Raw genomic sequence first — 20,596 nt, 5'->3', positions numbered from 1 at the left:
TTGTGCTCCGTTATTGCACAACATATTTAGTCAACAAAACATCGTCGATTTCTCGGACGATGTCTGTTTTAGCAAAAGCGAGTAGAAGCGTTTGCTTCACTTCGTCTTGCAGAATATCGATGGCACCCGCTTGCTGTAACTGATCAAACGTTTTGTCGCTAAACAGTTTTAATAGAGAGTTTTGTACCATAGGCATGTATTCATCGATCTCTTTGATACGCTCTGGACGGCGTGTCTCAATTGCCAGTTCTAGCATCACAAAGTGAGTCTGTTTCTTGCCTTTAACGGTCAAAACGACTTTGTCCAAAGGATGGAAGCTAGGACCTTTACTTGTCGGTTGTTCTGTGACCAAAAAAGACAGTGGAGAGTCTTCGATCAGTGAACCAGAGTCAGGTGACTCTTGAGCGTGTTTGTTTAAGTACCAGATTCCGCCCATAATTGTGACGGCCGAAACGAGGGCACTGGTGATGATCATGGCGATAAACAGGGCGATCATTTGTTGTTTGGTCATAACCTTTTTCCTCGAAGATTCACTAAGCTTGAGTGCTTAGCCAGTGTTCTGAATAGTTAGTTGTTGTCGTGGTTTGGAATGCACCAGATTCTCGTGCGGCGAAAATATTGGCGTCTTCTTCGTTTGCATGTGGGTCATTTCGACCTTGGTTTTGATCAGAGCCAACATTGACATCGACATGAACGAAGTTTTGCTCTTGTAACTCAGTACGCAATCGTTCCGAAACTTGCATTAAAGCTTCTCGTGTTGCTGCGGCATTGGCGTTGATGTGGACACTCAATCGGTCACCTTCAACACGTACAAGTAAATCCAATTTCCCTAAGTCTGGTGGGTCTAGGCGGATTTTTGCTTCTTGTACATTTTGTTGAGCTTGGAGCGTCACGCGATCATGTAATACTTGCATCATTTGCTCCCCCCACTTTCCTGCAGTGGTATCAACACGCACCGCTGCCCACTCAGAGCCTTGAGCTTGAACATGACTCGTCGCAACCGGTGAATGTGCAGGTTGTGTTGTAGGAGCTTGTGCTTGAAGTAGAGAGGCGGTTGGTTGCCCTTGAACAGGTTGATTCAAAAGAGTTTGAAACTCAGCACCGGAGATAGGCAAACGCGAACTCGATGAAGTTGGCAGACTTTGCTTCACATCTTGTTTTGATGATGTGTTTAACATAGCGTTAGACGAATCTTGAGTAACAGACTTAACTTCGCTCGCAGTCATTAAAGATGACGCTTTTCCTAGTTTCTCAGCCTGCTTCTCTGCCATGGTAATCATACCCTGGGTTAAAGCTTGAGCTTGCGCTGCAAGATCAGTCGATTCTGTTAACCCTAGTGTACTGGTCAAGTTGGCATCCGGATCTGAAGCTGAGCGGTCATCAGTATCAAAACCATGACTTTGTACTTTGTTTGCGCTGTTCAAAGTAGAGGCCGTAAGGTGAAAACTCGGTACCGCTGACGCAGAGTTAAAGTCTTGCTCACCATTCTGCTTGTTCCCTGATTTAAAACCATGAGAAAAGCCGTGTACCGAGTTCGCTTGCTTGATGTGACCCTCATTGTTAGCTGGCGAATTACCCGAGTGCTGAGTTGAAGAAGTTATGATCATTGAGTTAGCTCCATGGTCATTGCTAATTGATAGGCCATAGCGCGTTCTTGATGGTCATTGACCATGTTCATCTCTTTTTTCAACTCGTTGGTCGACTTCTCTAATACTGCGAAGGCATTAGCGTGCACTGTTTTCGCTCGCTGGATTTCAGGTGCAAGCTTAGGATCTTTCAAAAAAGGTTTGTGACTGATCAAAAGCTCTCGCAACTGCAAGTCGTACCGCTTGAGCGCATGCCAATCGGCCGTTTTTGCGGCGAACTGGATGAGCTGAGATAAATGACGGAATCGCTCTGGCGATACTTTATGCTTGTTGTCCAAAATTCATCCAACCTTCACGAATGTTACCCATTACACGCTCAACGTTAACCAAGCGATTTGCATCGTTTTGCACGCTAGCGTAATAAAGTTCGACTTGGCAGAAGTCATACAGCTGGCGTAGGTTTTCCGCAATTTCACCGCCGTTTTCATCATCTAAAGCACTTGTTAGTCCAATCAAGATGTTCATGCATTTGTTGATTCCATTCCCTTTCTCGGCCAAACGATTTGCGGCTAGGTGGCCGCGAATACGTTCAACTTCATCGAGTAGGCCATCGATTAACATGATGACCAATTGGTGTGGATTTGCTGCTGCCGCTTGAGCGTCGAGATCGACTTGTTGGTACGAATCGTAACCAGAATCCATAAGCATGAATATTTCTCCTAAATTTGGAACCAAATGTCTTATTTTTGAGCATTAAACATGGACATGGTTTGGTTCATTTGGGTCATAATTGAATTCATTTGAGTGAATTGTTTGAGATAGCGGTTGTACGACATTTCGTACTTACGCTCTAAATTGGTTTGTTTATCTTTGATTCGGTCTAAGCTTGACTGTATTGCGTCTTTACGCGTGCTGAAGGTGCCTGATGAGAACTTCAAGAAAGGCTCTACCATCGCGTCAAGAGAATCTAGCAAAGCGTCATCCCCATTAAACAACGCCTCTAAGCCTGCGCTGTTTGTTTGTTGAGCTTCTTTGAACTTTTCTTGATCAACTTTCATTTTACCGTTGCGGTCTAGGCTCACGCCGATTTCGCTTAGGCGCATACCATTGTGTTCACCTCGGATTAACCCCGTTAACTGACTCTCAATAGAACGCAATGTCGAGTCGCTAGCGAGCACGCCGCGTTTCTGATCTTCACCGCCAATTTGGGTGTACTGATCGATAGTAGAAACAAGGGCATTGTAGGTTTCCACAAACTTATCTAGTTGTTCTTTAGTGCCTTCGCTATCAGCTCCAATTTTTAAACCGATTGGCGAATCTCCCGCGGCTTGCGGTTTAGATACGGTAATGTCAACACCGTCGATGACACCTTCAAAAGTATTACTTGCGTTGGTTAGTTTCAGGCCTGAGTCTTTTGCACCTAGCCACATAACCGCATCTTGCGGAGCGTTGATTTGCTTGAGGTTGGTGAAGGCGTCTTCAAACCACGCTTGGCCAGTACCCGATGCAGATACGTTGATCTTATTTTCGACACCAGTCTCAGTGCTCGATAGCATAAAGTGTGTTTGACCATTCGAGCGAACTAGAGTGGCGTTAACGCCAGGGTTATCCGTGTGATTGTTAATCGCACTGGCTAAATCACTGATCGTTGCAGTGCCGTCACCATTAACATCAACGGAGGACAAGTCTAGAGTCATTGTTTCACCGTTGATGGTGAATTCTAAAGATCCAGTTGTTGGTACTTCTGTCGTCGTCTCAAGGTCTGCAGGCATTCCTGTAGATACTTGATGCGCCGTTGCCACTTTTTCTACAAAAATCTGATAGTTACCCGTTAGCGCTTTAGCATCCGCGTTTGCAGTAAAGTTACCTTCTTGAGAGAGTGTCGCACTGTTTTTGATGATGCTGTTTGTGCTGTTATTCATCTCTTTCATTGCAGTACGAAAATCACGTAGTGCGCTTTCAACTTTATTAAAAGCTGACAGTTGTGACTGGTACACATTAGCTTGCGCTTGGTAACGGTTTTTGAATGGGTTTGTGTCCAATTGTGCGAATTGGGTTGCCATTTTTACTGGGTCTAAAGAACTCATGAGGTGTGCTCCTCTCATCTCTTATTGGCTTGAATACTTTGAATGCTACGCCTTAGTTTAATTATCAGTGGCAAGATGCGTGCCGTATATTAAATTCAATTAAAACAAAGGTTTAAAGCTATTTTGTTTTCTTGGGAGGAAGTGGTGTTTCCACCTTGTTTGTTCCGCCTTCCTCCATGGAAAAAGTAATTTCCTTATAAGAAAAGGCGACCTAAACAAAGAAAATATTTAATTGTATTGACGGTTCTAATTAGGAGAGATGTTTTAATTAGACGTTATATTCAGCCTTTACTTCAGCTTGATTCAGATAATTCTTACAGAGTGCATTAATTGCGTTCTGATATTATTTTGATAGTGCGATGTGCAAGTGTTCTCACTAAAAATTAAATTTTTTACGTTTCAAAGAATGTCAGTTATGAATGAATTTGCGTTACGATTGATGAAATGTGCTCGTGCATATGAAGAGTTCATTAACAAAAAACTATTAAGTAAACAGAGCATCAATTCTGATGAGATAGCTAGTATCTTAAAGGAAGCTAAGTTCAATTTTCCTGAACTTAGAGATAGTAAAATAGGAAGTAAATTAGAGACGATAGAATTAGAACTGTTTAATAAGGTTTTATTCAATATTATGTTGAAGTTCGGATTCAGAGTGCCTGAACCTCACAAAGATAATACGAGCTCTATTTATATTCGTAGATAAAAATAAAGCCTTCCATAGGAAGGCTTTATAATTAAGACGATTTAAATTAAGCGCACTATTAACTAAGTAATTAGCGTAGTAGTGACATTGCCATGCTTGGAAGCTGGTTAGTTTGAGACAGAACAGTTGTACCTGCTTGCATCAACATTTGGTTCTTAGTCATGTTTGAAGACTCTACTGCAAAGTCTGTATCCATGATACGACCTTTAGATGCTGTAACGTTTTCTACCATGTTACCAAGGTTAGCCATAGTGTGCTCAAGACGGTTGATGTTCGCACCGAAGTCTGCACGAGAGCTACCAATTTTTTCTACTAGACCGTCAGCGCCGCTGATTTTGTCTAGTGCTGCTTTTGCTTTAGTCGCGTCATCGATACCATCTGTAATTGCTGCATCAGCAAGGATAGTAGTGATTTCACCGATACCTGCGCTTGCGCTTACAGTCAATGTTTCAGCAGAAGATGCACCGATTTGGAATGTTACGTCACCTGCACCGAAGCCGCCGCCTTTAAGAAGGTTTTGACCACCGAACTTAGTGTTGTCTACGATGTTGTTTAGTTCTGCAGTAAGCTGTGTGAACTCTTTGTTAAGAGACGCACGGTCTGTTGCACTGTTTGAACCGTTCAACGATTGTGTAGCAAGGTCGTTCATACGGTAAACGATGTTTGTCATTTCATCCATCGCACCTTCAGCAGTTTGCATCATAGAGATGCCGTCTTGTGCGTTACGCATTGCTACTGACATGCCGCGTGTTTGCGCTTCTAGACGGTTAGCAATTTGAAGACCAGCAGCGTCATCAGCAGCTGAGTTCACACGGTAGCCTGTGCTTAGACGTTCCATTGCTGTGTTTAGAAGTCCGCTTGTTGTGTTCATTGTGTTTTGAGTTACAAGCGAAGCGTAGTTAGTGTGCATTGATAAAGCCATCTTAGTCTCCTTAGTTAGTCACTATATCTTTCAGGCCTCGGGATATTCCCTTGTCACTAACTAGAGGCGGTCGGTCGGCTTTAATGATTAATTTGAAAATTAAAAAATTTCTAAAAAAGATAAAAATTGATGATTTTTAGTGATTTGTATTCCATGAAAACCGGGAAAATCATCATATAAGCCTAAATTTTTTAGTTAAGTTAAAGAAACTATTGCCCAATGATCTTGTGGTTATCCGTTATAAATAAAAAAACAGCACGAATAAATCGTGCTGTTTTAAATATAAATGGTTGAGTTTCAACTATTCCTCATCAAAAGACTGAAAGGAGAGAGAGGTTGGGATATCGCTGAAATAACCAAAATAATAACTGGCACCCAATAAACGATAGCGGTTAAGTTCCGTTTGACTCGCTACACGTCCGGCAACCCAAGTATATTTATGCTTTCTTAAGAACTTAGCAATAGGTAGGAAAGCGTGTCTTTCTTCTTTATCCTCTAGTGTGACTGACAATTTGATCATATCGGGACTAAAGTCTGCGACGCGCTCGAAGTTCACTTGCGATGTCGCGACTTCAAACCAAAGTGAATATGCATTCTCTTTTAACTTTTTGGTGAGTGTGGCGACTTTATCACGATCACATAACGTTTCATCAGCTTGAAGAGAAGGAATCACATGTTGAAAAGCAGAAGAGTGGAATTGAATCGTCTGTTCGAGGAAATAAACCCCAGGCTCCCACAGTAATGCATCCACGCGAATCGGCACGACAACATTACTAATCAAGTCGTGATGAAAGGCTTCTAACTGAAATTGTGTTTGTCTTAGTGCAAGGTAAAGACTGAACAAATCCAGGCAGTACTGCATTTGTTCAGAGAGTTTGAATTGATAGACACTTTGTTCTCCACGCATACCAAATCTCAACGTCAGGTGTTGGAATTCTACTTCTCCTGATTGAGCTTCCCTAATTGCTTGGCATGCGTGTTGGACATCATTGTGTTTTAAAGCATCAAAGACTAATTGATCGTCATCCGTGACGATATGTTGTACTGCGAGACCAACCAAATGTTCGTACATCGCATGTGTTGAAATAAGATTAACCAAGGTTTCCTACCACATTGATTTGTTTGTTTTCTGGGATTTCGTTGTAAGACAATACTGCCAGCCCTTGTGTAAATGTACGAGCGTAACGCGCTAGAAGAGGGCGCAGCTGTGGCATAACGAGAAGGATCGGAGGTAGCCCCTGTTGTTTAAGCTGTTGTCTGATCAATGGCAAGTTTTGTTGGAACTGACCAAGAATGTTTGGCTCAATTGGGAAGCTATCTAGTGTTACCGTACCAGAAGATTGTGCTTGTTGCAGTGAAGTTAGTAGCATTTGTTCTAACTCATCAGACAGTGCGTAGACATTTAATTCGTTCTTTTGTCCTGCAATTAAGTTAACAAGCGTACGCTTTAGTGCACAGCGTACATCAGATGCAAGTAGGATCGGGTCCTTTGTATTTTCCGCGGATTCCAACATTGTGTTGGCAATCGTGCGAATATCTTTTAGTGGCACTTGGTCCAATAAAAGCTGACGATATACTTTCAGCTGCTGTGCTGGATTAAGTGCTGCTGCTAATGCTTCTGCTAGTTTCGGGGCTTGTTGTGTCAAACGCTGGGTTATTGCTTCCACATCGTCGTGCGTAAACAATTCTGCAAGGTTTGTCTTCATGATTTTACTAATATGAGTGGCAATAACAGTGCCATCATCGACAACTTGGTAACCCATATTAAGTGCTTTTGCTTTATCTTGATGCTCAATCCACACAGCTGGCAACTGATAAGCAGGATCGCTACCCAAAATGCCATCTACCTCACCGTAAGTTTCGCCAACCGCTATCGCCATTAAACGCTCTGGTTCAATAAAACCTTGCTCAATGACTTCGCCATTTAGAGAAATTGTGTATTGGTTTGGCTTGAGGCTCAGGTTGTCACGAATACGAACTTCAGGTAATAAAAAGCCAACTTGTTCAGAAAGGTTTCGACGCACACCGCGGATACGTTGTGATAAAGGAGCCCCTTGTTCTTTGTTGACTAGATGGACGAGTCGGTAACCAAGCGCAAGTGATAATGTTTGGACGTGAGGAATATCATCCCATGTCAGCGGTGTATCATCGTCTTGCATTGCTTGTGAAAGTGCTTCGACCTCTTCAATCTGGGAGTCTTGCACTGGCTTCTTGGTTTGACGCCACCCTGCGAACGCTAATGCGCCAGCAAACGCAAAAAAGGCTAGGTGTGGCATACCCGGTACCATACCGATTACCGCCATAATACCTGCGACAGTAAATAGCGTTGCAGGAGTTGCCAGTAATTGCTTTTGCATGGTTTCCGACATGCCATTATCGCTATCATTAATTCGCGTAACGATAATCGCGGCAGCCGTTGCCAATAGTAGTGAAGGAATTTGAGCAACTAGACCATCACCGATTGTGAGTAGGGCATAAGTTTTAAAGGCGTCAGACGCAGCGAGTCCATGCTCGAAGACACCAATACTGATACCACCAATGATATTGATAAACAGAATCAACAAACCTGCGATGGCATCGCCACGCACAAACTTTGATGCACCATCCATCGAACCATGAAAATCGGCTTCGTTGGCGACTTCTTTACGGCGTAAGCGAGCCGTTTCCTGATCGATAAGGCCAGCGTTTAAGTCGGCATCAATTGCCATTTGTTTGCCTGGTAAAGCATCCAACGTAAAGCGGGCTGAAACCTCAGAAATACGTTCACCACCTTTGGTGATTACGACGAAGTTGATGATCATCAAGATGACGAACACCACCATACCAACGACGTAGTTACCGCCAATGACGACTTCACCGAATGCTTGAATGACCTTACCCGCTGCGTCACCACCATTATGTCCTTCTAGGAGTACAATTCGCGTAGAAGCCACGTTCAATGTGAGACGTAATAATGTTGCGACCAGCAAAATAGTTGGAAAAACAGAGAAATCTAATGGTCGCTTTGCGGTTGTGCTGACCAGCAATACTAGGATTGCTAAGACGATATTAAAGGTAAACAGCGCATCCAGTAGCAGAGGAGGCAAAGGAAGAATCACCATTGCTAATATCATTAGCAAGACGATTGGAATGCCAACGTAGCCTTTGGTTGATGTTTGAAGTTGTTTTAACCGGTTAAGCATACTTTCGTGTCCTTGGATAAACGCGGGTTAATCAGTGCTGCAAATGTTTTGGAATCGAAAAATGAGGTAAAGGAATTGGCTCTTTTCCCTCACCTTTACGAAAGGCTTTCAATTGCAAAACGTAAGTAAGAATATGTGCCACTGCGATGTACAGTTGGCTTGGGATTGCTTGTTCAATCGCCGTCGTGTGATAAATCGAACGGGTAAGTGGCGGGGAGTTAATGATTTCCACTTTGTTTTCTCGGGCGATACGTTGAATGTGCATAGCAGTTTCGTCTACGCCTTTTGCGACGACAAAGGGCGCGTCAGAAAGCGAAGGCTCGTATTTCAGTGCGACTGCGTAGTGCGTTGGGTTTGTGATGATCACGTCAGCCGTCGGCACCATTTTATCGATCTTACGGCGCGCAAACTGTTGCTGTATTTGACGAATACGTTGCTTTACTTCCGGACGACCTTCATTATTTTTAAATTCCTCTTTCAATTCTTGTTTCGTCATGCGGAGTTCTTTTAGGTGTTCCCAACGCTGATAAGGAATGTCGATAACCCCAAATAACAACAAGGCGAAGCCCATTAAGAGTAAGCCTTCAAACAGAATGGACATTACTAGAGAAAAACCTTGGCTGAGTGGGAGGTTTTGCATGCCAAGTAATGGCTGTAAGTGGTTGTCTAAATAGCCATATAAGATGCCGAAGATCACGGCTACTTTGAACGTCGACTTTAAGAGCTCAACCACTGAGCGGGTCGAAAAAATGCGCTTTATCCCGCTCGCCGGATTAATTTTGCTCAGCTTTGGCATCACGTTCGCTGGACGGAACATCCAACCGCCTAACACAAGGCTACTACCACAGGTCACGATAATAATGACGGTAAACAATGGTAATAGCATGTCGATGATGACCGCTAAACTTTGTCCCAATTGCTCGACAAGTTGTTTAGGATTTTCTAGGTCGGCTCGCGTCAGCATCATGTTGTAGCGAAAGATACCCGACATGCTTTCCCAAATACTATTAAGCTGAGAGTAAAAGTAGAGCGCCACCGCCAGAAATATCACCGCAGTAGTAAACTCTTTCGCGCGAGGAATTTGTCCTTCCTGACGGGCTTTCTTTACCTTCTGCGGTGAGGCTTTTTCAGTTTTGTCTTGAGAAGATTGATCGCTCATGCTCCCCCCAACATAAAGTTACTCAAGTGTCTAATAGTGTCGTGAACGAGCGCCGTGTAGCGACCAGGAACACCAGAAACTGAGATTAGTACGCTGAATAGACCCAGCAGCATCGTCATAGGAAAACCTAACGCATAGACATTAAGTGATGGTGCGGCTCGGTTCATTACACCAAAACTGATGTTGGCTAGAAGCATGGAAACAATAGCGGGCAAAGCCAAAGCTAATGAAGAGGCAAACATCCAACCGAAAATATTGACAACACCTTGCAGAGAAAGCGATGTGATACCAGACCCGACTGGCCAAACAACAAAGCTTTGAATCACGATATCTATGACGAGTAAGTGTCCTTCTAGCGCAAGAAACAACAAGGTTGAGAAAATCAGAAATATGCGTCCCAAAATGGCGACAGAAAGCCCGTTAATAGGATCATTCATCATCGCCATACCTAAGCCCATTTGCAGAGAAATCACCTGGCCAAGCATGGTGAAAACGTTAAAGAGCATGTGCAAAATTAACCCAAACATTACCCCCCAAATAGCTTGCTCAAAAGCAAGGAACAGGGAAGTCATAGAGAATAATTCGACTTGTGGCATGGGTGGCATTAACGGTCCAGTAATGACAACGATCGAGAGGGCCAGTAAAGTACGAACCCAAACAGGAATAATTGCATCACCAAAGAAAGGCATTGAAATAAATACGGCTCCCACACGAAAAAACGGCCACCAGAGTTGACCGAGTATCGCCGAGAGCTCTGCAAATGTGATGGCCATTAGCCAATCATCCCTGGTATGTTGTGGAACAAGAAATCAAATAGTTCCATGATCTTACGGAGCATCCAGTGACCTGCAAAAATCACCATTAATAAGGTAACGAGCAAACGTGGCAAAAAGCTGAGTGTTTGCTCGTTGATTTGTGTGGCAGCCTGAAATACGGCGATACACAAACCGACAATTAAGCCTGGAACAACCAATACGGCAACCATCAAAATGATCAGCCATACTGCATCGGAAAATAACGTTACGGTTAGTTCTGGGGTCATAACTGCTCCTAGTTAACCGAAGCTGGCAGATAAGGTGCCAACTGTCATTGCCCAACCATCCACGAGTACAAATACCACCAACTTAAAGGGAAGTGAGACAATTAAAGGTGATAGCATCATCATACCCATTGCCATCAGGACACTGGCGACAACCAAGTCGATGACCAAAAACGGGATGAAAAGCATAAAACCAATTTGGAAGGCGGTTTTCAGTTCACTAATGACAAATGCAGGCAAGACAACGGCAAATGAAATATCCTCAACGTTTTGGTCGAGAGGCTCATTGGCAATACGTAACATTTGTTCAAGAGAGCTTTGGTGCGTCTGTGCCAGCATGAACTCTCTCACTGGTTTCTCTGCAACAGAAAAAGCCTGTATTAGCGTGATTTCGCCGTTGTCGTATGGCTGAAACGCATTTTCATAAATATCGCTCCAGACAGGGCGCATAATCAGTAACGTCAATGCGAGAGCGATCCCGACCAACACTCTGTTAGGTGGGCTTTGTTGAAGACCAAGAGCTTGGCGCAAAATCGCAAGGACAACGACAATTCGAGTAAAGCTCGTCGCCATCAAAATAAATGCTGGAAGAAAACTGAGCGCCGTCATCAACAACAGAATTTGCAGTTTAACGCTGTATTCTTGTTGTGTGTCGCCATCAGAAACGGACAAGATAGTTAAGCCGTTGTCAGCCGCCATTGTTGGGAAAGCAAACAAAAGTGACACCAATACCAAAAGAGGTAACCAACGGTGCCAAGCGCTCAGATTTTTCATTGTGATGCCTACCTAAGATTATTGACCAACGCCACTCAATGCAGAGTCATGTACATCGATCAGACGAAGTCCATACTTATCATTGACAACGACAACTTCAGCGTGGCCCATAAGAGAACCGTTTACTTTCACGTCTAAAGGCTCGCCATTGAGCTTTTCCAACTCGATAACCGTGCCTTCACCCGCTTTCATTAAGTCCCCAAGTGGGATCTCCTTACTCGCAACTTCCAGCGTGACTGTGACAGGAATGCTTTTGAAAAAGCTAAGGTCACGTTCCGCAGTGGCTGGTTCTTGTTGGAGCGTATCTTCGGCTTCAAAGTCTTCTAATTGAAAATCATCAAAGTTCAGTTCTTCTGCGTCGAATGCATTAGTTTCTAGCGCTTCGCTCATCGCTGCGGTTCCTTATCAGGGTTAAAGATCAAAACAAGTTGGCCGTCTTGCTCGGCAATACGACCTGTAAATAGAGATTGGTTGCCAATGCTTACTGGAACCGTGTTAAGAAGCTCAATAGGTAAAATATCGTTGGGTTGTAAGCCAACCACATCACTTAAAGGCATCTTCTTTTTACTTAGAACAACGTTCAGTCGAACGGGGGTCGTCTCTAAAGAACGACAGAAAGGTTGAAACAAATCGGTATCAGGCTGCAGTTCAAGCTGCTCGATTAGCGTTTGAATAAGATGACCATCTAGCTTGAGATGAATTGAGCCTTGATGATCGTCAAACGCAATGTTTAATTGAACGTTAATGCCAATACCTCTAGGGGTCTCATACTCACCCGTGTCCCACATTTCACCAGGAGCAAGCCAACCGATGATGATTCGACTGATGCGCTCTTGTAAACGTAAGTCACTGGCCGTCAGAGTAGCGGCTGAACGCTCTGCACTTGCACCATAAAATCTATCAGCCAACTTTATTAGCGTGTGGGGGTTACCATGGATGAATACCATGCCGCCTTCCTGATGTTGATAGGTCGACGTTTGCTCTTTGTCCATCTCAACCGATGTAAAGCGGTGCAAGTCTACTGAGGTTAAGCTAGCTTCCACTTTTCCTGTGCTGAGCCAATTTTGTAATTCAGTCGTAAGGTTTGAGCAAGATTCTGAAATTAAATTATCGAGCTTCTCACGAATGATATGAATAGGTTTGCCTAATAATTCTACATCAAGTAGTTGACTATCAGAAATAGGCTCGCTAACTCTATTTTCCATTTATATTTTACCGTGCGTTAACAATCGAAAGTGTTTTAACTTAATGGCGTGTAGTCTACACAGAAATTTTAATGATCTTTTAGCTCCAAACTCTAAGATTGTGACTTTAGTTCACATGTTGCTTTGTTCATATAGTCATAATCTTTTAATGAAATTTAAAAAGAGTTAGTTTTCTTTATAAATCGCTTAATAAATAAAATAACAATGTTGAGCGTTTTAGTTGTTATAGATTTTTTAAATTGCCTTTATGGCGTAACAACAACTTCAAATAAATAAATTATAAGATACTGTTTTTTATGCTTAAAGCTTCCATTGGAGGCTAAGCGTGCTCTCTTGAGCGTTTTGTAACCAATTTTAATATTCAGAATAGGTAATTAAAATGATTAGCTATGCCAGTTCTCTCGGCTTGGTGGCATATTTAATTAAACGGTTTAAGTCATGGGAATGTAAGATATACATGAATCATGTCCGTTTGATAATTTGTAACACAATTATTGTTATCAGTTTTATTTTTTCAAAAGTGTCATATTCAGAAGAAGTCTTAACAATCCCTATGGACCTCTCTAAATGGACATATGAGGGAAATAAATTCAAATGCAACTTGTTGCAATCAAATAATGACTATGGGAAGTTTTATTTCCTAGCGGAACCTAATAATAAATTCTATTTTATTTCCGATATAGAATATGAAAACAATAAATGGAAAACGATTGCTTTAACAACTCAAAATGCTCCTTGGAGTAATGAGCTTTATAGAAAAGAATTTGGCTCCCTTGAATTTACTAAGCCGTCTCAGCGTTTCATCTTTAATAAAGGCGCTGAAGAATTCATGGATTCAATTGCTTCGGGTAGTTGGGTGACGCTGTCACTTAAAGGAAGTAATGCTTCCTCTGTTTCAGAGATTGTGATTCCTACTCTTCAAATTCAAAACGCATTGAAATCATTTAATGCGTGTCGCGCGCGATTGCCTAAATTGTCTTTTTCAGAGGCAAGGGATATGGCGCTCTCATTTGAGTTTGGTCAGAAGACGTTAAGTCGTGGACAGAAAGCAACACTAGAAGCGCTGTATAGCTATGTATCTGTGGATGATCGAGTGACCAAAATCCTCATCGACGGTCACACCGATAACGTTGGTTCAAGTTTAACGAACCTTTCTGTGTCACGTACTCGAGCAGAGCAAGTCACCAACGCTTTGATTGAGCTTGGGGTCGACGAGTCGATGATCGAAACACGAGCTCATGGTTCGCGTTACCCAATTGCCAGCAATAACTCGGTTAATGGCCAAGCAAAAAACCGACGTGTCACCCTGCGTTTAGTGAGGGACAACGAGTATACGGCTACGAAACACTACCCAGATCTACAATCACAAAATCAACAAACGAAAGTTAAGGTTCAATGATGACGAAAACGAAAATTTTGTTGGTTGAGCCAAATGAAGCTCTTGCTCAACCAGTATTGGATGTGTTGCAAAATGCAGGTTACACCGCGAAACACACTCGTACTGGTCGAGGCGCTTTGCTTGAAGAGCGAGCAGAAATCACTTTAGTGAGCTCTACGCTGCCGGATATGTGTGTTCGTGAGTTTGTCGCGTGTCACCAAAAGCAGCGAAATTCGGGTGTTGTTATTGCGATTGTCGACCAAGAACAAGGCATCTTGGCTGCTGAGACGATGAAAGCGGGCGCTACTGATTATCTATTACGCCCATTTGAATCTAATCAGTTGGTTAATCTGCTTAAACGTGTTGAAGCGTTAGGTAAGCCAATGGCCAACATTGTTGCGGAGTCTTGGAGAAGCAAACAAGTTCTGCAATTGGCGCATCGTGCAGCATGTACTAACGCGAGTGTGCTTATTACAGGTGAATCGGGAACGGGTAAAGAAGTGCTGGCGCGATATGTGCATGAGCACTCTCCGCGTATCAATGGTCCATTTGTGGCGGTTAACTGTGCCGCCATTCCAGAGTCAATGTTAGAGGCTGTGCTATTCGGTCATGTAAAAGGCGCGTTCACCGGAGCGACAAATTCTCAAAGCGGTAAGTTTGAAGAAGCAAATGGCGGGACGATTCTGCTTGACGAGATTGGTGAAATGTCACCTGCGGTTCAAGCTAAATTGTTACGCGTCCTTCAAGAGCGTGAAGTAGAACGTGTTGGTAGCCATAAAGCCGTTCAGCTCGATATTCGTGTTATTGCGGCAACCAACAAAGACTTACGTGAGGAAGTTCAAAAAGGCACGTTCCGTGAAGATCTTTATTATCGATTAGATGTGCTGCCTCTGCACTGGCCGCCTTTGCGTGAAAGAAAAGAGGACATTCTACCGATTAGCCAATTCTTTATTGAAAAGTATCAAGATAGCAGCCGCTGTCACCTATCCCAAGATGCGATTAGTGCGCTGAGTCAGTATCACTGGCCGGGCAATATTCGTGAGTTGGAAAATGTCATTCAACGCGCTTTGGTTATGCGTCATGGTGATTACATTACAGCCCATGACCTGATGCTGCCTATTGAGCTTGTCGCGTCAGTTCCTACAGCAGAGCCAACTTCAAGTTTTGGTCATGTAGAAGCGAAGAAGCAAGCTGAATATCAGTTTATTTTGGAAAAGTTACGTCAGTTTGGTGGAAACCGAACGAAAACCGCAAACGCGCTTGGAGTCTCTACTCGAGCGCTACGCTACAAGCTCGCAGCAATGCGAGAACATGGTATTGATTTACAGTCGGCACTAGGCTCGGCTGCCTAATAGGAGAAAAAATAGATGGCAAGTCAACCTACTCATGCGGTCTCGGCAGAGCAACTTATGTTGTCAAAAATGCAGGCGATGCAGGCACAAGTGCAGCCGCCAGAGTTTATCGTGAGTGCAAATCCTTTAGATCAACAATCACTAAACGCACCTTTATCGTTCTCACAAGCGATGACAAATGTGTTGGATACAGTGAATCAACATCAATCAGTGGCTAGTCAAAAAATGACGGCCGTAGAAACAGGAAAAAGTGATGACCTAGTTGGTGCAATGGTCGCGAGCCAAAAAGCCAGCTTGTCCTTTAATGCTTTGATGCAAGTGCGCAACAAAGTCGTGACCTCATTTGAAGATATTATGAAGATGCCGGTGTAATTCATGTCAGAACTAACCCCCCAAGTCGCCGGAAACACAGCTATGGCTACCGGCACAGCACAGACATTTTCTACTGCCAACGGCATGGACGATGTGACAACGAAGCTGAAGCAAATCTGGTCTAGCAGTCAGAGAAACTTAGTGCTATCTGCGGTGTTAGCTGCGATTGTTGCAGCGATTATTGTGGTTGCACTATGGAGTTCCTCGCAGAGCTTTCGTCCGCTATATAGCCAACAAGAGCGTTTTGATATCGGCGAAATTGTGTCGGTATTAGAAAGCGAAGGCGTAAGCTACCGCATGCAAGAGCAAAATGGACAAGTTCTTGTACCAGAAGGTGAGGTTGCGAAGGTGCGCATGTTGCTTGCATCAAAAGGTGTTAAAGCTAAGCTGCCGACAGGTTTGGATTCGCTCAAGGAAGATAGCTCTCTTGGTACGAGCCAATTTATGGAAACGGCGCGTTATCGTCATGGTTTAGAAGGTGAGTTAGTACGTACTATCATGTCTTTGAACTCAGTAGCGAACGCGCGTGTTCATTTAGCAATACCTCGTCAAACTCTATTCGTCCGCCAAAACAGTGAGAATCCTTCAGCATCTGTCATGCTTGAGCTCAAACCTGGTGAAGACTTAAAGCCTGAACAAGTTGAAGCGATCATTAACCTAGTGGTCGGCAGTGTCACGGCAATGAAGCCAGAATTTGTTTCTGTCATTGACCAGTATGGCCGTCTTCTTAGTGCGGATGTCGCTTCTGCGGAAGCCGGTAAAGTAAACGCGAAATATCTTGAATACCAGAAGAGTGTTGAAAAACAGATCATCCAACGCGCAGCAGATATGCTTACGCCGATTGTGGGGCCGAGTAACTTCCGAGTACAAGTCGCTGCCGATCTGGATTTTAGCCAAGTTGAAGAAACACAAGAAATTTTGGATAACGCGCCGGTTGTGCGTAATGAGCACACCATTCATAACAACTCGGTTGATCAAATTGCGTTGGGTGTTCCTGGTTCTCTAAGTAACCAACCGCCAGTGACAGGATCTGGTGAAGTGGAAACGAACGACAGCCAAAACACGAATGCGCGATCTGAAGTGAATCGTCAATATGCTGTAGGTAGTAGTGTTCGTCGTACTCAATACCAACAAGGCCAAATAGAAAAGCTTAGTGTCTCGGTTCTGTTGAACTCGAAAGCTTCGCCAGATGGTGTGGCGTGGAGTGAAGCCGATAAAGAGCAAATCTCAAACATGATCATGGATGCTGTTGGTATCTCTGCCACACGAGGTGACAGCTTAAGTTTAATGAGTTTCAACTTCACCCCAATTGAAATTGATGCTCCTCCTGCACTGCCGTGGTGGCAAGACCCTACAGTACAGCAGCCAATACGCTACGTTATTGGTGGCTTGTTAGGCTTGGCGATGATCTTCTTCGTACTGCGTCCATTAATCATGCACCTAACTGGCGTTGATAAACCTGTGCCTGAGCTAAATTTTGCTGAGCCTCAGGAAGAGCCTGACTACGAAAACTTGCAAACGCGTGAAGAGCGCGAGCATGAAGAAGTACTTGATCGCCGCCTATCAGAAAAAGGCATCTCAGCCTCTTCAGGTTTAGATGTAAACAGCGACATGCTACCACCAGCAGGTTCGCCATTAGAAATTCAATTGAAACACCTACAGCTTATTGCTAATGAAGAGCCAGAGCGCGTAGCCGAAATACTGAAACAATGGGTAAACATCAATGAACACAGTTCTATCAAAGCAGACGCTTAGTTATGTTGAACAAACCGCGCTCGTGCTATTAGGCATGGGCGAGGATGCCGCAGCGAAGGTTTTGCAACACTTTAGCCGTGATGAAACCCAGCGTGTGACTCGTGCAATGGCGAAGTTAAATGGCATTAAGAGCGATTCTGCTCGTGGTGTTATTCAAACTTTCTTTGAAGATTTCCGTGAGCACAGCGGTATTCGAGGAGCCTCTAAGGAATACCTATCTAATACATTGCGTAAAGCATTGGGTAACGATTTGGCAAAAGGGTTATTAAATACCTTATATGGCGATGAAATTCGCAACAATATGCAGCGCTTACAGTGGGTGGAAGCAGAAACTCTCGCTCGTTTCATTGTGAACGAGCACCCACAAATGCAAGCAATTTTTCTAGCGTATTTGCCAGCAGACAGCTCTTCAGCGGTATTGAAGCACTTGCCACAAGATTACCATGACGAAATCTTGTTCCGTATTGCTCAATTGCAAGATATCGATCATCAAGTTGCCGTTGATTTGCATGAACTCGTTGAGCGTTGCATCGAAAAAGTATCCGCGAGTCAAAGCACGCCGTTATCAGGTGTTAAGCAAGCAGCAGATATCATTAACCGCTTTGAAGGTGACCGTGGTTCATTGATGGAAATGCTGAAGTTGCATGATGAAGATGTTGTTAATGCAATCGAAGAAAACATGTTCGACTTTATGGTTCTTGGCCGACAACGAGAAGAAACTATGGACATGTTGGTGCAGCAGATTCCGCTAGAGTTGTGGGCAGTTGCGCTAAAAGGTTCCGATATTACCTTACAACAAGCTATTAAGCGTTCAATGCCGCAACGTATGGTGAAAGCGCTAGAAGATGACATGGACGCACGCGGCGCTGTTGCGTTAAGTCGAGTTCAAAAAGCACGTCAAGACATCATGCAAATGGTACGTGAGCTGGATGAATCTGGTGAAGTTCAGCTGCTTCTCTATGAAGAGCCAACGGTGGAGTAAGGTCATGCTAGAGACAAAATCAAGTACTATGCGATTGCCTCCGAGCGGGTATCGTTTACACCGTTTTCCGCCTTTAGCGCAACCTAAGACTATCGAAGACGAATTCGGGCTAGATAACCAAGGCTGGCAAGAACCTCAAATAGATATCCAACAGCAACTTGAAGAAGGTTTTCAACAAGGTTTGCAACAAGGACATGAGGAAGGCTTACGCCAAGGTATCGAACAGGGCAAGCAACAAGGTCTGTTGGAAGGCCAAAAAGAAGGTTTCCAAAAAGGCTTTGTTTCCGGTGAGCAGTCTGGAAAGCAAGGCTTTTTGGAGGCGGCGAAGCCTGTCAATGAACTTTTTCACGCCCTTTCTCGTTGGCAGGATGAAAAAGAGCAGCAACAACGTCATATGATTTGTGAACTGGTACAAAAGGTAGCTCAGCAAGTGATTCGTGCCGAGCTCACTTTAATGCCTCAGCAGATCCTAGCTTTGGTGGACGAGACATTGTCTGCCATGCCTGGTAAAGCGGAAACAGTAACTGTGCATTTAAATCCGCAAGATTTAGAGCGCATTACTCACATCAATGCTGATTTGCCGCAATCTTGGAAACTGGTCCCTAATACGGAGCTTCCTATTGGTGGCTGTCAGTTAGTGACTGATGACGCAGAAGCGGATGCGAGCTGCGACTCTCGCTTGGAAGCCTGTATGGACAATGTAAAGCAACACCTTTTGGATGAAGTCAGTATTCCACAGGTAGAGTCTGAGCATGAGTAATACCCTAAGCCATGAACTATTAAGTGAGCGTTTGAGCGAAGCCTTGGCTTCGCTCGATTCAATCCCTGTTGCTCGCGTAACAGGGCGATTGATAAAAGTAAACGGCCTAATGTTACAAGCCGTAGGGTGTCGGTTTAAGCTTGAGCAGCGTTGTCTCGTAGAAACCGCGGAAGGCGATATGATCGAAGCGCAAGTTGTGGGTTTTGAACACACTATTGCTTACCTCATGCCTATCCGCCGTTTAGGCGGTCTGTTTGCAGGTGCAAAAGTCATCCCTCTTGATGGTGACAGTACCGTGCAGCTAAGCTCTCAGTGGTTAGGACGCGTACTGAATGGTTTAGGTGAGCCGTTAGATGATGGGGCACCGCTTAAGGGGGGAGATCGAGTTTCACTTGAACCAAAACCGATTAACCCACTGAAGCGACGCCCAGTTGATACACCACTCAACGTAGGCGTGCGTGCTATTAATGGACTATTGACGGTAGGCAAAGGCCAACGTATTGGTTTGATGGCTGGCAGTGGCGTCGGTAAAAGTGTGTTAATGGGGATGATCACCAAAAACACGGAGGCCGATGTAATTGTGGTCGGGCTTATCGGTGAGCGAGGCAGAGAAGTACGTGAGTTCATCGAGAGAAACTTAACCCCAGAAGCGCGCAAGAAAGCGATCATTATCGCGGCTCCTGCTGATGAATCCCCGCTAATGAGGTTAAGAGCGACACTACTTTGTCATCGCGTTTCAGAGTATTTCCGAGACCAAGGCAAAGACGTTCTACTTCTGATGGACTCTCTAACCCGATACGCCATGGCACAGCGCGAAATCGCTCTTTCGCTCGGTGAGCCTCCAGCTTCTCGTGGTTATCCGCCTTCTGTCTTCAGCGTGTTACCTCAACTCCTAGAGCGAGCGGGTAACAGTGAAAATCAACATGGTAGCTTAACGGCAATTTACACCGTATTGGCAGAAGGGGACGACCAACAAGATCCTGTCGTGGATTCCGCGCGCGCCATCTTAGATGGGCATGTTGTTTTATCGCGTCAACTAGCTGAGCAAGGGCATTATCCCGCGATAGATATCAACGCGTCTATTAGCCGTTGTATGAATACTTGTACGCAGGACGCACACAGCACGATTGCGAATAACTTCCGTCAAATGTACTCCAACTACCTTCAGGTTAAAGAGTTACTGCCATTAGGGGGTTATCAACCAGGACAAGATCCTGAGTTAGATCAATCTGTTGCTATGTATCCAAACTTGCGTGCATATCTACAACAAGCTGCCAATGAGTCTGTAGATTACCCAACTAGTTTGACCGAGCTCGCGCAGCTTTTTCAAAGTGCTTAAT

General features: G+C 44.1%; 22 protein-coding genes. 8 read left to right on the top strand and 14 right to left on the bottom strand.

From position 1 onward, the window contains the following. Positions 1-10 precede the first annotated feature (10 nt). Genes fliL through fliD form a run of 5 tightly spaced genes read right to left on the bottom strand, consistent with a single transcriptional unit; the run spans position 11 to position 3,673 of the window. Positions 11-511 (bottom strand): flagellar basal body-associated protein FliL, encoded by a 501-nt coding sequence (gene fliL, locus R7O13_RS06885; RefSeq protein WP_005375011.1) that lies wholly within the window; start codon positions 509-511, stop codon positions 11-13. Positions 512-533: 22 nt separating this feature from the next. Continuing rightward, a complete protein-coding gene (locus tag R7O13_RS06880) occupies positions 534-1,607 on the bottom strand; it encodes a flagellar hook-length control protein FliK (protein WP_213914751.1) in 1,074 nt (357 codons plus the stop codon). After that, positions 1,604-1,924 carry a hypothetical protein gene (locus R7O13_RS06875; protein ID WP_005375013.1) on the bottom strand — a complete coding sequence of 107 codons (321 nt, stop codon included), beginning with the start codon at positions 1,922-1,924 and terminating at the stop codon, positions 1,604-1,606. The genes R7O13_RS06880 and R7O13_RS06875 overlap by 4 nt, the downstream gene beginning before the upstream one ends. Further along, the gene (gene fliS / locus R7O13_RS06870; protein WP_005375014.1) at positions 1,908-2,294 is read right to left on the bottom strand and encodes a flagellar export chaperone FliS; all 387 of its coding nucleotides are present in this window, start codon (positions 2,292-2,294) and stop codon (positions 1,908-1,910) included. The genes R7O13_RS06875 and fliS overlap by 17 nt, the downstream gene beginning before the upstream one ends. A 32-nt stretch (positions 2,295-2,326) precedes the next feature. After that, positions 2,327-3,673: a flagellar filament capping protein FliD gene (fliD, locus tag R7O13_RS06865; protein WP_318303370.1), complete on the bottom strand. Its 1,347-nt coding sequence runs from the start codon at positions 3,671-3,673 to the stop codon at positions 2,327-2,329. A gap of 415 nt (positions 3,674-4,088) precedes the next feature. Here fliD and R7O13_RS06860 point away from each other — a divergent pair, with 415 nt between their 5' ends. Beyond that, positions 4,089-4,376, top strand: a complete 288-nt coding sequence (locus tag R7O13_RS06860; protein ID WP_025768597.1) for a hypothetical protein — start codon at positions 4,089-4,091, stop codon at positions 4,374-4,376. 70 nt (positions 4,377-4,446) lie between these two features. On the opposite strand, the gene lafA is transcribed toward R7O13_RS06860, so the two are convergent. The 9 genes from lafA to R7O13_RS06815 all read right to left on the bottom strand — a co-directional run bounded on the left by lafA (position 4,447) and on the right by R7O13_RS06815 (position 12,657). Beyond that, positions 4,447-5,298 carry a lateral flagellin LafA gene (lafA, locus tag R7O13_RS06855; protein ID WP_005375019.1) on the bottom strand — a complete coding sequence of 284 codons (852 nt, stop codon included), beginning with the start codon at positions 5,296-5,298 and terminating at the stop codon, positions 4,447-4,449. A 301-nt stretch (positions 5,299-5,599) separates the two neighbouring features. Next, on the bottom strand, positions 5,600-6,370 hold the full coding sequence (locus tag R7O13_RS06850; RefSeq protein WP_005375023.1) for an EAL domain-containing protein: 771 nt from the start codon (positions 6,368-6,370) through the stop codon (positions 5,600-5,602). 19 nt (positions 6,371-6,389) lie between these two features. After that, complete coding sequence (gene flhA / locus R7O13_RS06845) at positions 6,390-8,480, bottom strand: flagellar biosynthesis protein FlhA (RefSeq protein WP_005375024.1); 2,091 nt, start codon at positions 8,478-8,480, stop codon at positions 6,390-6,392. A gap of 31 nt (positions 8,481-8,511) precedes the next feature. After that, positions 8,512-9,639 (bottom strand): flagellar biosynthesis protein FlhB, encoded by a 1,128-nt coding sequence (gene flhB, locus R7O13_RS06840; protein WP_318303368.1) that lies wholly within the window; start codon positions 9,637-9,639, stop codon positions 8,512-8,514. Beyond that, positions 9,636-10,412, bottom strand: a complete 777-nt coding sequence (gene fliR / locus R7O13_RS06835; protein WP_005375027.1) for a flagellar biosynthetic protein FliR — start codon at positions 10,410-10,412, stop codon at positions 9,636-9,638. The genes flhB and fliR overlap by 4 nt, the downstream gene beginning before the upstream one ends. Continuing rightward, complete coding sequence (gene fliQ / locus R7O13_RS06830; protein WP_005375036.1) at positions 10,412-10,681, bottom strand: flagellar biosynthesis protein FliQ; 270 nt, start codon at positions 10,679-10,681, stop codon at positions 10,412-10,414. Before fliQ ends, fliR begins: the two co-directional genes overlap by 1 nt. A gap of 12 nt (positions 10,682-10,693) precedes the next feature. After that, complete coding sequence (fliP, locus tag R7O13_RS06825; protein ID WP_005375037.1) at positions 10,694-11,452, bottom strand: flagellar type III secretion system pore protein FliP; 759 nt, start codon at positions 11,450-11,452, stop codon at positions 10,694-10,696. 18 nt (positions 11,453-11,470) lie between these two features. Further along, positions 11,471-11,842 carry a flagellar motor switch protein FliN gene (fliN, locus tag R7O13_RS06820; protein ID WP_005375038.1) on the bottom strand — a complete coding sequence of 124 codons (372 nt, stop codon included), beginning with the start codon at positions 11,840-11,842 and terminating at the stop codon, positions 11,471-11,473. Then, positions 11,839-12,657: a FliM/FliN family flagellar motor switch protein gene (locus R7O13_RS06815; RefSeq protein WP_005375039.1), complete on the bottom strand. Its 819-nt coding sequence runs from the start codon at positions 12,655-12,657 to the stop codon at positions 11,839-11,841. Before R7O13_RS06815 ends, fliN begins: the two co-directional genes overlap by 4 nt. Positions 12,658-13,036: 379 nt before the next feature. Here R7O13_RS06815 and R7O13_RS06810 point away from each other — a divergent pair, with 379 nt between their 5' ends. Genes R7O13_RS06810 through fliI form a run of 7 tightly spaced genes read left to right on the top strand, consistent with a single transcriptional unit; the run spans position 13,037 to position 20,595 of the window. Continuing rightward, on the top strand, positions 13,037-14,056 hold the full coding sequence (locus R7O13_RS06810; RefSeq protein WP_318303367.1) for an OmpA family protein: 1,020 nt from the start codon (positions 13,037-13,039) through the stop codon (positions 14,054-14,056). After that, positions 14,056-15,387 carry a sigma-54 interaction domain-containing protein gene (locus tag R7O13_RS06805; RefSeq protein ID WP_031778880.1) on the top strand — a complete coding sequence of 444 codons (1,332 nt, stop codon included), beginning with the start codon at positions 14,056-14,058 and terminating at the stop codon, positions 15,385-15,387. The genes R7O13_RS06810 and R7O13_RS06805 overlap by 1 nt, the downstream gene beginning before the upstream one ends. A 15-nt stretch (positions 15,388-15,402) precedes the next feature. After that, a complete protein-coding gene (gene fliE, locus R7O13_RS06800; RefSeq protein ID WP_005375045.1) occupies positions 15,403-15,759 on the top strand; it encodes a flagellar hook-basal body complex protein FliE in 357 nt (118 codons plus the stop codon). A gap of 3 nt (positions 15,760-15,762) precedes the next feature. Next, positions 15,763-17,514, top strand: a complete 1,752-nt coding sequence (gene fliF / locus R7O13_RS06795; protein WP_005384024.1) for a flagellar basal-body MS-ring/collar protein FliF — start codon at positions 15,763-15,765, stop codon at positions 17,512-17,514. Continuing rightward, a complete protein-coding gene (locus tag R7O13_RS06790) occupies positions 17,483-18,496 on the top strand; it encodes a flagellar motor switch protein FliG (RefSeq protein WP_005375048.1) in 1,014 nt (337 codons plus the stop codon). The genes fliF and R7O13_RS06790 overlap by 32 nt, the downstream gene beginning before the upstream one ends. Before the next feature lie 4 nt (positions 18,497-18,500). Next, positions 18,501-19,256, top strand: a complete 756-nt coding sequence (fliH, locus tag R7O13_RS06785) for a flagellar assembly protein FliH (protein WP_005375050.1) — start codon at positions 18,501-18,503, stop codon at positions 19,254-19,256. Beyond that, positions 19,249-20,595 carry a flagellar protein export ATPase FliI gene (gene fliI, locus R7O13_RS06780; RefSeq protein ID WP_005375057.1) on the top strand — a complete coding sequence of 449 codons (1,347 nt, stop codon included), beginning with the start codon at positions 19,249-19,251 and terminating at the stop codon, positions 20,593-20,595. The genes fliH and fliI overlap by 8 nt, the downstream gene beginning before the upstream one ends. The last annotated feature ends 1 nt before the right edge of the window (position 20,596 follow it).

This window comes from Vibrio sp. Y176, assembly GCF_033438945.1.
This window is presented reverse-complemented; position numbering and strand designations above follow the sequence as displayed.

What these genes read in the sequence shown, in the direction of transcription:
- fliS (WP_005375014.1), bottom strand. Translation starts at nt 2,294, where the DNA reads ATGCTTATGGATTCTGGTTACGATTCGTACCAACAAGTCGATCTCGAC.
- fliR (WP_005375027.1), bottom strand. Translation starts at nt 10,412, where the DNA reads ATGGCCATCACATTTGCAGAGCTCTCGGCGATACTCGGTCAACTCTGG.
- fliH (WP_005375050.1), top strand. Translation starts at nt 18,501, where the DNA reads ATGCTAGAGACAAAATCAAGTACTATGCGATTGCCTCCGAGCGGGTAT.
- fliQ (WP_005375036.1), bottom strand. Translation starts at nt 10,681, where the DNA reads ATGACCCCAGAACTAACCGTAACGTTATTTTCCGATGCAGTATGGCTG.
- fliD (WP_318303370.1), bottom strand. Translation starts at nt 3,673, where the DNA reads ATGAGTTCTTTAGACCCAGTAAAAATGGCAACCCAATTCGCACAATTG.
- R7O13_RS06880 (WP_213914751.1), bottom strand. Translation starts at nt 1,607, where the DNA reads ATGATCATAACTTCTTCAACTCAGCACTCGGGTAATTCGCCAGCTAAC.
- fliP (WP_005375037.1), bottom strand. Translation starts at nt 11,452, where the DNA reads ATGAAAAATCTGAGCGCTTGGCACCGTTGGTTACCTCTTTTGGTATTG.
- R7O13_RS06815 (WP_005375039.1), bottom strand. Translation starts at nt 12,657, where the DNA reads ATGGAAAATAGAGTTAGCGAGCCTATTTCTGATAGTCAACTACTTGAT.
- R7O13_RS06810 (WP_318303367.1), top strand. Translation starts at nt 13,037, where the DNA reads ATGATTAGCTATGCCAGTTCTCTCGGCTTGGTGGCATATTTAATTAAA.
- fliL (WP_005375011.1), bottom strand. Translation starts at nt 511, where the DNA reads ATGACCAAACAACAAATGATCGCCCTGTTTATCGCCATGATCATCACC.
- R7O13_RS06850 (WP_005375023.1), bottom strand. Translation starts at nt 6,370, where the DNA reads ATGTACGAACATTTGGTTGGTCTCGCAGTACAACATATCGTCACGGAT.
- R7O13_RS06860 (WP_025768597.1), top strand. Translation starts at nt 4,089, where the DNA reads ATGAATGAATTTGCGTTACGATTGATGAAATGTGCTCGTGCATATGAA.
- R7O13_RS06790 (WP_005375048.1), top strand. Translation starts at nt 17,483, where the DNA reads ATGAACACAGTTCTATCAAAGCAGACGCTTAGTTATGTTGAACAAACC.
- R7O13_RS06805 (WP_031778880.1), top strand. Translation starts at nt 14,056, where the DNA reads ATGACGAAAACGAAAATTTTGTTGGTTGAGCCAAATGAAGCTCTTGCT.
- lafA (WP_005375019.1), bottom strand. Translation starts at nt 5,298, where the DNA reads ATGGCTTTATCAATGCACACTAACTACGCTTCGCTTGTAACTCAAAAC.
- fliI (WP_005375057.1), top strand. Translation starts at nt 19,249, where the DNA reads ATGAGTAATACCCTAAGCCATGAACTATTAAGTGAGCGTTTGAGCGAA.
- fliE (WP_005375045.1), top strand. Translation starts at nt 15,403, where the DNA reads ATGGCAAGTCAACCTACTCATGCGGTCTCGGCAGAGCAACTTATGTTG.
- flhB (WP_318303368.1), bottom strand. Translation starts at nt 9,639, where the DNA reads ATGAGCGATCAATCTTCTCAAGACAAAACTGAAAAAGCCTCACCGCAG.
- fliF (WP_005384024.1), top strand. Translation starts at nt 15,763, where the DNA reads ATGTCAGAACTAACCCCCCAAGTCGCCGGAAACACAGCTATGGCTACC.
- flhA (WP_005375024.1), bottom strand. Translation starts at nt 8,480, where the DNA reads ATGCTTAACCGGTTAAAACAACTTCAAACATCAACCAAAGGCTACGTT.
- fliN (WP_005375038.1), bottom strand. Translation starts at nt 11,842, where the DNA reads ATGAGCGAAGCGCTAGAAACTAATGCATTCGACGCAGAAGAACTGAAC.